Genomic DNA, 12020 nt, shown 5'->3' with positions numbered 1-12020 from the left:
GTGACCCCGTGACCCAGCCTGACCCCCGCTCGGCCCTCATCCCTGACCAGAGTGCGCGCGTGAACGTGGCGACCTATGCCACCTACCTCGAAGCGCAGCGGGCGGTCGACTACCTCAGCGACCAGCGGTTCCCGGTCGAGCGCACCGCCATCGTGGGTGAGGGCCTGAAAACCGTCGAGCAGGTCACGGGCCGCCTCGACTGGGGCCGCGCGGCGAGCCTGGGCTTCGGGCAGGGGCTCTTCATCGGCCTCTTCATCGGCCTGCTCTTCGGGCTGCTGGGGCTGGGCGGGGGCAATCTGCTGTACGCCGTCGCCTACGGCATGGTGCTGGGCGCGATCACCGGCCTGATCTGGGGATTGATCGGCTACGCGGTCACGGGCGGGCGGCGCGACTTCACCTCGGTGGGCGGGATGCGCGCCGACCGCTACGTCATCCTCGCCGACGCCGAGGTCGCCGAGCGGGCGCGGACGCTGCTGGGCGGCCTGCCTTCTTGAACTTCGGGGCTCACCCCCGCGTGCCCGCCTGCCGCGCGGGGGTGTCTCCTGTCCGGGAACGCGGTCCAGCCTGGCGTCCGCCCCGCTAGCATGGCCCCATGACACAACCCGGGCTGGAATTGCAGGAGCTGATCGCCGCGATGGAGCAGCGCCGCGCGAAGGTCGAAGCGGGCGGCGGCCCCGAGCGCCAGAAAAAGCAGCGCGAGGGCGGCAAGCTCACCGCCCGCGAGCGCATCGAGCGCCTGCTCGACCCCGGCAGTTTTCTGGAACTCTCCACCTTCGTCGAACACGGCGGGAACCGCCTGATGGCGGGCGTCGAGGCCCCCGGCGAAGGTGTGGTGACCGGGCGCGGGACCATCGGCGGGCGGCAGGTCTTCGTCTTCAGCCAGGACTTCACCGTCCTCGGCGGCTCGCTGGGCAAGATGAACGCCGCCAAGGTCACGAAGGTCATGGACCTCGCCGCCAAGACGGGCTGCCCGGTCATCGGCCTGAACGACTCGGCGGGCGCGCGGATTCAGGAGGGGGTGGATAGTCTTAGCGGCTACGGCGAGATCTTCTACCGCAACGCGATCTACTCGGGCGCCGTGCCCCAGATCAGCGCGATCCTGGGACCCTGCGCGGGCGGCGCGGTGTACTCCCCCGCCCTGACCGACTTCATCCTGATGAGCCGGGGAAGTTCGTACATGTTCATCACCGGGCCGGAGGTCATCAAGTCCGTCACGCGCGAGGACGTGACCTTCGACCAGCTCGGCGGGGCGGACGTGCACACCCGCCGCTCGGGCGTCGCCCACCTGGAGTACGACGGGGACGAGGCGGTGCTCGACGGTATCCGCGACCTGCTCTCCTATCTGCCGCAGAACGCCCGTGAGCAACCGCCCGTGCGCGAGTGCCATGACCCCGTGGACCGCCGCAACGACCGCCTCCTCGACCTCGTGACGCCCGACCAGCGCAAGCCGTACGCGATGCACGACGTGATCCACGAACTCGTGGACGACGGCGACTTCCTCGAAATCCAGCCCGGCTGGGCGCGCAACATCCTCTGCGGCTTCGCGCGGCTGAACGGCTCTCCCGTGGGCATCGTGGCGAACAACCCCAAAGTGATGGCGGGGACGCTGAACATCGACGCCTCGGACAAGGCGGCCCGCTTCATCCGCACCTGCGACTGCTACAACGTCCCGATCCTGACGCTGGTGGACGTGACAGGCTTCCTGCCGGGGGTGGCGCAGGAGCACGCGGGGATCATCCGGCACGGGGCGAAGATGCTCTACGCCTACGCGGAGGCGACCGTCCCCAAGATCACCCTGATCACCCGCAAGAGCTACGGCGGGGCGTATCTCGCCATGAATTCCCGCGACATGGGCGCCGACGTGGTGTACGCCTGGCCCACCGCCGCCGTCGCCGTCATGGGCGCCGAGGGAGCGGCGAACATCGTCTACCGCCGCGACATCCAGAACTCGGAGAACCCGGAGGCCACCCGCGCCGAGAAGATCAAGCAGTATAAGGACACCTTCGACAACCCTTACGTGGCCGCCGCCAAGGGCTACATCGACGACGTGATCCCGATGGAGGACACCCGCCGCGTGCTGATCCAGACCTTCGGGATGCTGCGCGACAAGGCGGAGACGCGGCCGTACAAGAAGCACGGGAATATGCCGCTGTAAGGACGGCACCCTCCCAATGCTCCTTACCCCGTAGATTATCGGTAAGGAGGACGATCCATGCGTACGACGCTGACCAGCAAGGGCCAACTGACGCTGCCGGTCGAGGTCCGCAAGAAACTCGGTCTGGGGCAGGGGACGCAGCTTGAGGTTTCGGTCAACGATGCGGGTCAGGTGGTGATGACGCCCATCACGGAGCCGGAGGACCCGTTCGCCGCCTGGGTTGGCGTGGTGGCCCCTCTTCCAGAGGGAACGTCTTCGGTGGACTTTTTCCGGGACCTCCGAACAGGCGATGAATGACGACGACGCTCGACTCCAATGTCATCAGCGCCCTGTTGCGGGGGGAAGGGACCGAGGCGGCCATCCGCCGCGTGCTCAACGCCTCCCGGCAGCAAGGGGAACTGCTAGTCTGCGGGGTTGTCCATGCGGAACTGCTGGCGGGGCCGGGCATCACCGCCTCGCTGCTCGACCGCTTTCTGGACGCAACGGGCATTCGCGTGGACTGGCTGCTGGAGGAGGCGATCTGGCGCTCAGCCGGAGCCGCCTTTGCTCCCTACGCCGGTAAGCGCAGGACTTCTGGCGGAGGTACGCCCCGGCGACTGCTCGCGGATTTCCTGATCGGCGCGCACGCGGCGGTACGTGGGGCGCGGCTGATTACCCTGGACGCCGCCCATTACAAGACGTCCTTCGCGGACCTGGAGGTCGTGATTCCCGCCTGGTAGGGGGGCTGCAAGCTGAAAATCTAACCCTGCTCGTCCAGATTCCCGATGACCAACCGCAGCAGCCCGATCAGCTCCCGCGTCTGCCGGTCGTTCAGCCCCACCCGCTCGCCGATAAGGCGGGGCACGTCGGCGGCCTGGTCGCGCAGGGCCCGTCCCTGGGGGGTCAACGTCACCTCCAGCTCGCGCTCGTCGCTGGCGCGGCGGTGACGTTTCAGGTGCCCGGCGGCCTCCAGGCGCTTGAGGAGGGGCGAGAGGGTGCCGGAGTCGAGGTGCAGCCACTCGCCGAGGGCCTTGACGGTGGGGGGGTGGGGGGCGTTCCAGAGGGCCAGCATCACGAGGTACTGCGGGTAGGTCAGGCCCAGGGGTTCGAGGAGGGGACGGTACGCCATCACCATGCTGCGCGACGCCACGTACAGGTTGAAGCACAGCATGGTGTCGAGGTCATGGATGGGGGGTTCGGGGGTCTGCGTCATGGCGGTACGTCCGGGCCTTCAGTATGAACGGTGTTGAACCGGCGTCTTTGAACAGGGATGAACCCGGGCAGCATTCGTGAAGGACAGCTTACCGTTCCCGTCCGCGTCCCGTGACCTCAAGGGCCCGAAGGCGTGCCGCGTCCCTCCCCCCGCCCGGCCCACCCCAGCGCCCCCCCGGCGAGCACGAGCAGCGCGGGCACGACCGCCTGGGCCAGAAAGAGCGAGGAGGCATCGGCGAGGGCCCCAAGCAGGAAGGGCGCGAGCAGGATGGCAAGGCCCGAGGCCAGCGCCGCCCGGGCGCTCGCCACGTCCTCACGGCCCGGCGCCGTGCCCACCGCAAGGGAGAGCAGCGCCGGGTAGAGGTTCGCCACGCCCAGCCCGGTGACGAACAGGCCCAGGATCCGGACGGCGGCCACCGGGACGAGCCAGTAGACCGGGAAGCCCAGCAGCGCGACGATCAGCGAGAGGGCCACCACCCGCCGGGCGGGCAGACGGGAGAGCAGCGCGCCGCCCGCCAGCCTCCCCAGGAGCATCGCCAGCAGGAAGGCGCTCACGGCGGTGGCCGCCCCGGCCCGCGTCAGACCGGCAACGCCGCTCAGGAAGTCGGCTGCCCAGAAGGCGACCCCGAACTCCACCGCCACCACGAGCAGGAGGACCGCCCAGAGGCGCCAGTAGCGGGCGGGCAGGGCTTCGCGGGCCCGGGCTTCCGGCCCACCCGGCCGACCGAAGCCCACCCGGGCGAACACCCCGGCCAGCACCGCGAGGAGCCCCGCCGCGAACCACAGCACGCCCCGCCAGCCCAGCCCGGCGGCCACCACCCCCCCGACGGCGAGGGGCGGGAGGACGCTGCACACGCTCGCCACGGCGTTGGCCTCCGCAAAGGCCTGGGGTCGCCTCTCGCCATGCCGCCGCGCGAGCACCGCCGACACCTGGACTAGGGTCATCGACCCCAGCGTTCCCATGACGAGCGCGCCCAGCACGCTGAGGGGGAAGTTCGGCGCCGCCGCGAGGAGCAGCCCGCCTGCCGCCATCCCCGCCGCCCCGCACCACAGCACGGCCCTGGCCCCAAAGCGGCACCCCAGCCGGTCGGCGGTCACGCTGGCGATCAGAAGGCCCACCGCGAAGGCGCTGGTGTGCAGGCTCGCCTGTGCGTAACTCAGGCCCAGCTCCTCCCGCAGGAAGGGCAGCAGCGGCCCCAGGACGTTCAGGAGGAAGGCGAAGTAACCCAGGAGCAGATAGGCGCCCCAGGTGACCGGGTCACGCGCGAAACGGTGCTTGACCTGCGTTGCCCTCACGGCGAGGCTCGCCGCGACACGAGCGAGGGGCGGGTGGGGTGGGCGGTCGTCCCCTGGGGGAGATCCTCTCGGAAACGCGGCACGGGCGAATTCACCCTTCCCCGTCCAGCAGGCTGAACGTGATCACCGTCTCGTCCTGGACACCCAGGGGGCTGTGGTCCGGCAGGCTGGCCCACAGGCCCCCGCCCAGGGCGTGTGCCGTGTCGAGCAGCGGCGCGTCGGCGGCGGGGTCGAGGGTGCCCCAGAGGTGGGCGGTGCCCCCACCGCCGGGCATCGCACGCCACAGCAGCGCCCCGACCTCCTCGGAGCCCGCGTAGGCGAGCAGCAATGTCACGTCCCGCTCCCCCTCCAGCCACGCCGCAAGGTGGCGGGACAGCGCGGAAGCCCACTCCGGCGTGCCGTACGCCTCGGCGAGCGTCGCCGCCCAGACGGGCAGGTGCAGACGGCCCACCTGCTCCACCCGGATCACGCCCACATCCCCGGTGAACTCGGTCCCGGTAGGGTGGTACTCGCCCACCCGCAGGGCGGCGACCTCCTCTCCCCCAGCACTCTCCCCCGCGCTCGCCACCAGGGCGGGCATGTCCTGGGCGTGATGCCAGGCGCGGACCAGGGGCAGGCGGCCCTGGTCCGCGTCCGGGAGGTAGGTGGCATTGAGCGCGAGGACGTTCACCCCCGGCGTGTGCAACGTCACCGCCCCCCGGAAGTCGCGGCGAACCGTCGAGAGCGGCTCGAAGTAGGCGACGAGTTCGGCCAGGGCGGGCGGCAGGCTCATGGAGGCAGCCTAGCGGAAAGCACGAAAAAAGCCGCCTCCACGGGGAAGCGGCATGTGTGGTGACCCCAACGGGACTTGAACCCGTGTCTGCGCCTTGAGAGGGCGCTGTCCTGACCGCTAGACGATGGGGCCGTCCGGTGGAGCCCGCCGGGTAAGGCGGTGTCAGGCGCGAAGAAAGATTCTAGCAGGGCTGTGGAGGAAGTCAAGAAGGAGTGGGGCATCCCCGGGCTGTGCTCTTGATCCGGTTCGGGATGTCCACAACAGAAGGAGGCAGAGCAGATGTGCCTGTGACCTGGCGTTTTCGCTCTGCTGCCCCTCTCCCCCGGTGGGACTTGCAAAGCTGCGAAGCAGAGAGGGCGCTGCGAAGCAACGGGTGAAGGGGCGTGTGACCAACCCAGCCGCTCAGCCAGGGCCAAGGGACACCTTGCCCTCCGTCGATAGCAAAGTCTAGGGGCAGCCTCACTCCAGGTCGTCGTAGTGGTGTAGCAGCGCCGCGTCGGGGTCGCCCCCTGCGTGGTGGTGACGGGCGACGAGGCGGGCGACGCGGGGCCGCGCTCCCACCCGGGCGAGGAGTTCGGCCCCGAGTTCGGGATGGTAGGCGCGCACGGCGAGGGGTCCCAGCGGCACGACCCGGGCGAGGCGGTTGGGCACCAGGCCCACCAGCACCCGCTCGGCCACCCGGTACGGGCGGATGCTCTTGCCGCAGTCGTGGAGCAGGGCGGCGGCCACAAGTTCGGGCGCCGAGCGCGGGTGATCGCGCAGGAGGTGGCGGGCCACCCGGCAGGCGTGCTCGCGGTCGCGGGGGTCCATGCCCAGGTACACGCGCCGCTCGGCGGGGGTGAGGTGCGAGGTGGCCCAGCCGTCGTCGGGGTGGACGTGGGCCGGGCTCAGGCTGCGGGTGAGCCGCCCGACCTTGCCCGCGTACCCCCGGACCTTGCGGCTCAACCGGGTGGGGAAACTGGGGGCGGGCATGGGGTGAGGATAGGCGAAGGGACGGGTGGGAGGGCAAATCCCCCGGCACCCGTCCCCCTCCCGGACCCGGCTCAGTCGTCCGCCGCCACCGTCCCCTGCTCGACCTCCAGCGCGGCGAGGGCCCGCTCGGCGCTCATGGCGGCCCGGGTCCCGGCGCCCACGCTGGTGGCGAGCTGGCGGTACACATAGTCCGACACGTCGCCCGCCGCGAAGAGCAGGGGCACGCTGGTGTAGATTTCGCCTTCGACCTCGACGTAGCCGTCCTCGCGCAGCTTCACCGTGTCCCGCACGAAGTCGGTGTTCGGCACGTGCCCGATGAAGACGAACACGCCGTCGGTGGGCATGTCCTGTACCTCACCCGTCTTGAGATTCTTGAGGCGAACGCCGGTCACGCTGTCCTCGCCCTGAATCTCCTCGACCACGGTGTCCCAGATAAACCGCATCTTGGGGCTGGCAAGGGCGCGGGCCTGGGCGACCTTGTTCGCGCGCAGGGTGTCCCGGCGGTGGATCAGGGTGACCTCCTCGGCGAACTTGGTCAGAAACAGGCCCTCCTCGACCGCCGCGTCGCCGCCGCCGATCACCACGACCTTCTTGCCCCGGTAGAAGAAACCGTCGCAGGTGGCGCAGGTGGACACGCCCTTGCCCCAGAAGTGCTCCTCGCCGGGCACGTTGAGTCGCTTGGGGTTGGCTCCGGTGGCGAGAATCACGCTGCGGGCGCGGTAGGTGCCGCCGTACCCCCGCACGGTGAAGGTGTGGCCGTGCTCGCCCGGCATGCACTCGATGCCCTCCACCTCGTCCATCTCGATTCGCGCGCCGAACTTCTCGGCCTGCTGCACCATGCGCTGCGAGAGTTCCATGCCGCTGATGGGCTCTGGGAAGCCCGGGTAGTTCTCCACGTCCTCGGTTTGAGCGATCTGGCCGCCGGGCAGCCCTTTTTCGAGGATCAGGGTTCTGAGGTTGGCCCGGCCGGTGTAGATGGCTGCCGTCAGCCCGGCGGGCCCGCCGCCGACAATCACCACGTCGTAGTCTTGAGGGACGCTCGTCATGGGAAAAGCGTACCACCGCTCACTTTCCGGGAAGGTCAGTCGGGCACACTTTGATTTTCAAAGTAGTTTGTTTTGTCTTACACAGCTGTACGGTCCGAACGGGGCCGTCCTGACAGGGACCCAGCAGCAAAACACCCCCGCCAGCGGGCGAGGGCGCCATGTTTTTTGGCTGGGGCACAAGGACTCGAACCTTGATTAACGGTGCCAGAATTCTGATCGCCCCTCTGATGGCTGGCTGGGATTTTTACCAAAAGTGTGTCTGAGCCGCATTCTTTCTGTTACTCCGTCCCATCTCGTCTCCCCTTGTCCCCCCCTGTCCCCACGTCTACTACAGCGCTACTACAGCAGGACTACAGCGGACGGGAAATGCAATTTCCAGGGGGAGGCCCCGGCCTGTGCGGTCCACACCTCCCCCACCCTCCGGTCCTTGTGGAGACGACAGACGCCAACACAACCCCCGTCGCTGTATTTCGCTTGAAAGTGCGCGCTCGAACCCTACAATGGGCTTAAGTTGCCCAAGTCTACCTGAGGCACAGCGCCGTCGTTCATCCGGGGTTAGCTCATTCCGAGTCGACCCCGGATTGCCTTTTCGCGTTTCCCCGGAGGACCCTTATGACACACGCCCCCACGCCGCCCCGTCTTGCCTTCACCCGAGAGGAGGCTTGCGCCATGCTGGGCGGCATCAGCCTCCCTACCTTGGATAAGTTGATCTCCTCCGGGAGGCTCAAGGTCGTGCGCCTCAAACGGCGCGTCTTGGTTCCGCTCACCTCACTGGAGGATTTCTTGCTTTCTAACTCCTGACCTCACAGCAAAAGCCATGACCCCCGCTCTACGAGGCGGGGGCTTTTTTATGCCCCGAAATTCACCGCCGCATGAGGGTTACAAAGTCGCCCAACAGTAGCGTCTCCGATGTGCCTTTGTGAGCACCTCCAGCTTAGCCAAACCAACGTGCCTTTGCCCCACCAAGGAGCCAACATGACGCAGTTAATCGATAACCAAGACCCCCCTCAACGTCTCACCATCCCTTTTGAGGAGGCCCGCCTCCTAGTGGGCGTTGGGCGGAACACTATGTATCGACTGCTCAACAACGGCACCATCCGCTGTGTCCGTGCAGGCAGGAAAATTCTGATCCCGCTCAGCGCTATTGAAGAGTTTATAAATGGAAAGCATTGACTTTTACCCACCGCCTTCATAGTTTGGTGTGATGTCGCGTAAGCCCCCGCCGCCATACGCATGCGGCAGAGGCAATCTTAAAGTCACGGACTGCTACACCCTCAAATTCATGAAATACACCTCCCGGTCCAGGTTACACATACCCAGCTCCCCGCTATTACAGGCAGGGTTTTCAATTTCCTTTTAAGGAGCCAACGTGGCAAGAGTCAAACTTTCCGTAATTCCCGACCAGCCCTACTACAGCTATGACGAAGCCTGCTACTACCTCAAACTGTCCGCGCTTAATCTTGATCGACTCATTAAAAAGGGCAATTACTACGCTGTTGAAGTGAAATATATGATTGGAAGCTTTTACTGCCGCGAAGTCTTTGTCCAACTTATGAGAGACAAGTATCTGTCCAAACTTTGACGGCATCCTCAAGCACATCCAGCCCCGCCCTGTCTTCCCGGCAGCGGCGGGGCTTTTCCGTGGGTGCCCACGGACCTTCCCGCCCCACCGCCCGCTTTCCCCAACCCCCGGAGTCTTCCCATGAGCAAGCGTCCCACCCCCTTAAAACTCGCTGGCGTAGAGCTGCTGCACGACCGTGACCTCCGCTATGAAGGCGACCGGCGCGACCAGCAGTACAAGCGCGCCTGGACAGCCACAGGGGGCCACTTCCCCCGACGTGCCCTCCCGGACCCGCTCACGCCGGAGCAAGAGTTCTACTTCAACGCCTTGGCGCAAGTGCGGCGCTACGGGGGTGAGCCCCGGTGCGAACCCGGCAGAGCCGTTGGCTTCATCCGCGAGCTGGACAGGATGTACCGGGAGCACGGCACCCTGGTGCTGCTCACGCTGCGGCTCCTCCACCTTGACGGGGAATCCCTGTACTGGAGCGGTGGGCGCGAGGCCCTCGTCTCCGGGTCCAAGTGGGCCATGACGGGCCTGCTCAGCGTGAAGGGAAAACGGATACGGAGCATGCTGACCGTGATTGAGCGGGGCCTCCAGGACAACACGCATCAGCACAGCGCCACTCACCTGAGCGGCCTGTGCGCGAGCTACCAGAAGGCCCTCCTGGAGGCGCCCAGGGGCCTAGGGGCAGGGGCGGGCGTAGAGCTTGCGCCGGGCCTGCACGGCGTCATCGTGGGCGACACCCCCCAGGACCGGAAGGCCCTGGCGCAGTACATCCGAAAATTCCCCGATGCGAGGGCCAGGCTCCCCACCGACGATGAGCTGCACCTGGAGATGCTGAATGAGATCGCGGAACACATGATCTGCGGCGGAGATGACGAGCGGGTGCCGCTGGTGTGGCGCTTCCCACGGGACTGGAGGCCGGGCAGGCGGCTGACCTAATTTATGACCGGCTCGATTACCCTTACGCCCTCCACTTCCCCCGCTCCTGGCACAGGTTTCTGGGTAGTTTCAACTCTGAATTTCCCCCATGCAGCTCTACAGCGCTGCCATCATCCTGCCTCCATCGGCACCCTGCTGCTGCCGGAGCGCCAGCACCCCTCACTGCTCCACCACCTCCACCTGACCGTCCTCATGGACCCTGCAAAGAAGGTCGTAGGGCACGTCATCGGCCCCGAATCTGAAGGCGGCACGCCAGAACCACAGGCGTCCATCCCCAAAACGGACGTTGCGGGCACCGTTGTTCAGGTTCTCCCAGATACTCCCCACCTGGAAGACATGCCGGACCGGCACGCTGAACTTCTCAGCGATGGCCTGCCTACACATTTCCTCGGCCTGCATCTGGGTGTATGGGCCTTCCTCCGCCCGGCGGATGGCCTCCTGTTGAGCTGCTTCCTGCTCCTGGCGGTCCTTTTCCTGCTGTGCCTGCTCAGCCCGCTCAGCGTCGTCCTTCCGCTTCTGTTCCGCCCGCTGGGCGTCTTCCTGTCGCTGCCGATCCGCCTCCTCGGCATCCCGGCGCCGGGCATCCGCCTCCTGCTGTGCCTGGCGCTGTTCAGCCGCCTTGGCCGCCGCTGCCTCTTGGGCCGCCTTGATGCGTTCCGCCTCCGCCTGAGCTGCGGCTCTCCTGGCCTCCGCCGCCTCCCGCTCCGCACGGGCCGCCGCCTCACGGCGCTGGTCCGCCTCCGCCTCCAACCGCTGGGCCTCAAAGCGGCGCTCCTCCGCTTGACGACTGCTCACGGCGACGACCGGCGTGCAGGCCAGCACCGCCAGAAACCCGGCGGCAAAGGTGAGCTGCTGGGCGCGGCGCCCGTCCACCTTGCGCTGGGCCTGCACCCACTTCACCAGGGCGCGTAGGGGACCACCCTGCACTGAGTTGTGCAGGATGACGGCCCCCAGGGCAAAGACGATCAGGGGATAGACCCAGTGCAGGGGCATGGTCCAGGCGGTGAGAGCCAACCAGAGGGCATACAGGATGAGGGTAGGGAGTGTCACGGATGCACTTTATTGTGTGACACACTTTCATCCGTCTTACTCCGGCATGTCGCCTGAAGGTGTTTCTGCCGCAAGGCTGAGGGGATGGCAGTCCCACGGCGCATCCGTCCCCGTCCCGAACGTCCACCCCACGACGAGGAGCTTCAGAAGTGGCTGGGGCAGCGGATCAAGGCTGTGCGGAACGCCGTGGACATGAATCAGGACGACTTTGCCTACGTGGTGGGCGTGCAGCGCAGCTATATCGGGCTGATCGAGAACGGGAAGCGCGACCTAAGGGTCAGCACGCTCCAGCGCATCGCCTCCGCCTTTGACCTTCAGGTTCATGAGTTGCTGGACCCGGACTTTGTGCTGGACCCCGCCCAGCTCAAGGGGGAGCAGTCAGGGTAGGCGCAAGCAGCCTGAGCGCCCGCCCTCCGGCTGCCAGAATGTGATCTCCGGCGTCAAACGGCGTTGGATGGCTTTATTCCTAGGAGGTTTTGCCCCCGTTGCCCTCCACCTCCCGCCAGCAAAAATGGCTGCTCCCCTACACACAGCAGCCGCCTCTCCCTCTGTGGAGCAGGAACGCCCCCACATATACCCCCGGCAACGCCTTAAACCGGCTTGTGACCGGCCCTGAAGTACGCCATCGTCGCCCCATGCTTATCCGGTTGTGGTTTCCGGCCTGTGACCTCTTTGACCCGGCACGGCTTACAGACGCTTTCTGGGTCGAGTGCGACCTCCAGGAGGCCCTGCACCTGACCCCGGAGTTGCACGGCGTTCATCAACAGCAGCAGGCCACGCACCCCACCTGGCCCCTCTGCTTCCTTGTCTCCCGCGACGGGCAGCAGGTCCAGCCGCATCCCCGCGTTTTTCCCTACGCGGGACAGTGGGGGAACTGGAATCCGTTCAGGGCCGTTCAGCCCCTCACCCTTTCCTCCCTGAACGAGCTGGAGCAGTTGCAGCAGCCCCTTTCTGCACCGTGGACTTGGCCGGACGAGCTGGGGGCTTGAAGGCCGCCCCGGTGCGGCAGATGAGGCACGGTGCTTTGAAGCTAGA

General features: G+C 66.9%; 15 protein-coding genes and 1 tRNA gene. 9 read left to right on the top strand and 7 right to left on the bottom strand.

Annotated elements, in window-relative coordinates; genetic code table 11:
* Positions 1-8 precede the first annotated feature (8 nt).
* The 4 genes from DAETH_RS05110 (at position 9) to DAETH_RS05095 (ending at position 2874) form a co-directional block, all read left to right on the top strand.
* Positions 9-494 (top strand): general stress protein, encoded by a 486-nt coding sequence (locus DAETH_RS05110; protein ID WP_264776837.1) that lies wholly within the window; start codon positions 9-11, stop codon positions 492-494.
* 98 nt (positions 495-592) lie between these two features.
* A complete protein-coding gene (locus DAETH_RS05105) occupies positions 593-2155 on the top strand; it encodes an acyl-CoA carboxylase subunit beta (RefSeq protein ID WP_264776836.1) in 1563 nt (520 codons plus the stop codon).
* Positions 2156-2212: 57 nt separating this feature from the next.
* A complete protein-coding gene (gene mazE / locus DAETH_RS05100) occupies positions 2213-2452 on the top strand; it encodes a type II toxin-antitoxin system MazE family antitoxin (RefSeq protein ID WP_264776835.1) in 240 nt (79 codons plus the stop codon).
* On the top strand, positions 2449-2874 hold the full coding sequence (locus DAETH_RS05095) for a type II toxin-antitoxin system VapC family toxin (protein WP_264776834.1): 426 nt from the start codon (positions 2449-2451) through the stop codon (positions 2872-2874). Before mazE ends, DAETH_RS05095 begins: the two co-directional genes overlap by 4 nt.
* Before the next feature lie 20 nt (positions 2875-2894).
* Here DAETH_RS05095 and DAETH_RS05090 read toward each other — a convergent pair whose 3' ends face one another.
* The 6 genes from DAETH_RS05090 to trxB all read right to left on the bottom strand — a co-directional run bounded on the left by DAETH_RS05090 (position 2895) and on the right by trxB (position 7432).
* Positions 2895-3347, bottom strand: a complete 453-nt coding sequence (locus DAETH_RS05090; protein ID WP_319993731.1) for a MarR family winged helix-turn-helix transcriptional regulator — start codon at positions 3345-3347, stop codon at positions 2895-2897.
* A gap of 116 nt (positions 3348-3463) precedes the next feature.
* Entirely contained in the window at positions 3464-4642 is a 1179-nt protein-coding gene (locus DAETH_RS05085) for an MFS transporter (protein ID WP_264776833.1), read from the bottom strand.
* A 91-nt stretch (positions 4643-4733) separates the two neighbouring features.
* A complete protein-coding gene (locus DAETH_RS05080; RefSeq protein ID WP_264776832.1) occupies positions 4734-5414 on the bottom strand; it encodes a hypothetical protein in 681 nt (226 codons plus the stop codon).
* Between the two features lie 57 nt (positions 5415-5471).
* Positions 5472-5546, bottom strand: a tRNA-Glu gene (locus DAETH_RS05075).
* A 327-nt stretch (positions 5547-5873) separates the two neighbouring features.
* Complete coding sequence (locus DAETH_RS05070) at positions 5874-6386, bottom strand: HD domain-containing protein (RefSeq protein WP_264776831.1); 513 nt, start codon at positions 6384-6386, stop codon at positions 5874-5876.
* 71 nt (positions 6387-6457) lie between these two features.
* Positions 6458-7432 carry a thioredoxin-disulfide reductase gene (gene trxB / locus DAETH_RS05065; RefSeq protein ID WP_264776830.1) on the bottom strand — a complete coding sequence of 325 codons (975 nt, stop codon included), beginning with the start codon at positions 7430-7432 and terminating at the stop codon, positions 6458-6460.
* A 612-nt stretch (positions 7433-8044) separates the two neighbouring features.
* Here trxB and DAETH_RS05060 point away from each other — a divergent pair.
* The 3 genes from DAETH_RS05060 (at position 8045) to DAETH_RS05050 (ending at position 9935) form a co-directional block, all read left to right on the top strand.
* Positions 8045-8233, top strand: a complete 189-nt coding sequence (locus tag DAETH_RS05060) for a helix-turn-helix domain-containing protein (RefSeq protein ID WP_264776829.1) — start codon at positions 8045-8047, stop codon at positions 8231-8233.
* A gap of 108 nt (positions 8234-8341) precedes the next feature.
* Entirely contained in the window at positions 8342-8605 is a 264-nt protein-coding gene (locus DAETH_RS05055; RefSeq protein ID WP_319993730.1) for a helix-turn-helix domain-containing protein, read from the top strand.
* A gap of 529 nt (positions 8606-9134) precedes the next feature.
* Positions 9135-9935: a hypothetical protein gene (locus DAETH_RS05050; RefSeq protein WP_264776827.1), complete on the top strand. Its 801-nt coding sequence runs from the start codon at positions 9135-9137 to the stop codon at positions 9933-9935.
* A gap of 159 nt (positions 9936-10094) precedes the next feature.
* On the opposite strand, the gene DAETH_RS05045 is transcribed toward DAETH_RS05050, so the two are convergent.
* Complete coding sequence (locus tag DAETH_RS05045; protein WP_264776826.1) at positions 10095-10985, bottom strand: hypothetical protein; 891 nt, start codon at positions 10983-10985, stop codon at positions 10095-10097.
* Positions 10986-11069: 84 nt separating this feature from the next.
* On the opposite strand from DAETH_RS05045, the gene DAETH_RS05040 reads away from it, so the two are divergent.
* Both DAETH_RS05040 and DAETH_RS05035 read left to right on the top strand, forming a co-directional pair.
* A complete protein-coding gene (locus DAETH_RS05040; protein ID WP_264776825.1) occupies positions 11070-11372 on the top strand; it encodes a helix-turn-helix transcriptional regulator in 303 nt (100 codons plus the stop codon).
* Between the two features lie 248 nt (positions 11373-11620).
* On the top strand, positions 11621-11974 hold the full coding sequence (locus tag DAETH_RS05035; protein ID WP_264776824.1) for a hypothetical protein: 354 nt from the start codon (positions 11621-11623) through the stop codon (positions 11972-11974).
* Positions 11975-12020 lie beyond the last annotated feature (46 nt).

It is taken from the genome of Deinococcus aetherius, from assembly GCF_025997855.1.
Classification (GTDB): Bacteria; Deinococcota; Deinococci; order Deinococcales; family Deinococcaceae; genus Deinococcus; species Deinococcus aetherius.
The sequence above is the reverse complement of the archived record's forward strand: the minus strand, read 5'-3'. Positions and strand labels throughout refer to the sequence as shown.

Bases quoted from the DNA above. Each gene is read 5' to 3' on its own strand.
- DAETH_RS05050 (WP_264776827.1), top strand. From the start codon at position 9,135: ATGAGCAAGCGTCCCACCCCCTTAAAACTCGCTGGCGTAGAGCTGCTG.
- DAETH_RS05040 (WP_264776825.1), top strand. From the start codon at position 11,070: ATGGCAGTCCCACGGCGCATCCGTCCCCGTCCCGAACGTCCACCCCAC.
- DAETH_RS05070 (WP_264776831.1), bottom strand. From the start codon at position 6,386: ATGCCCGCCCCCAGTTTCCCCACCCGGTTGAGCCGCAAGGTCCGGGGG.
- DAETH_RS05095 (WP_264776834.1), top strand. From the start codon at position 2,449: ATGACGACGACGCTCGACTCCAATGTCATCAGCGCCCTGTTGCGGGGG.
- DAETH_RS05035 (WP_264776824.1), top strand. From the start codon at position 11,621: ATGCTTATCCGGTTGTGGTTTCCGGCCTGTGACCTCTTTGACCCGGCA.
- trxB (WP_264776830.1), bottom strand. From the start codon at position 7,432: ATGACGAGCGTCCCTCAAGACTACGACGTGGTGATTGTCGGCGGCGGG.
- DAETH_RS05105 (WP_264776836.1), top strand. From the start codon at position 593: ATGACACAACCCGGGCTGGAATTGCAGGAGCTGATCGCCGCGATGGAG.
- DAETH_RS05090 (WP_319993731.1), bottom strand. From the start codon at position 3,347: ATGACGCAGACCCCCGAACCCCCCATCCATGACCTCGACACCATGCTG.
- DAETH_RS05080 (WP_264776832.1), bottom strand. From the start codon at position 5,414: ATGAGCCTGCCGCCCGCCCTGGCCGAACTCGTCGCCTACTTCGAGCCG.
- DAETH_RS05055 (WP_319993730.1), top strand. From the start codon at position 8,342: ATGTGCCTTTGTGAGCACCTCCAGCTTAGCCAAACCAACGTGCCTTTG.
- mazE (WP_264776835.1), top strand. From the start codon at position 2,213: ATGCGTACGACGCTGACCAGCAAGGGCCAACTGACGCTGCCGGTCGAG.
- DAETH_RS05060 (WP_264776829.1), top strand. From the start codon at position 8,045: ATGACACACGCCCCCACGCCGCCCCGTCTTGCCTTCACCCGAGAGGAG.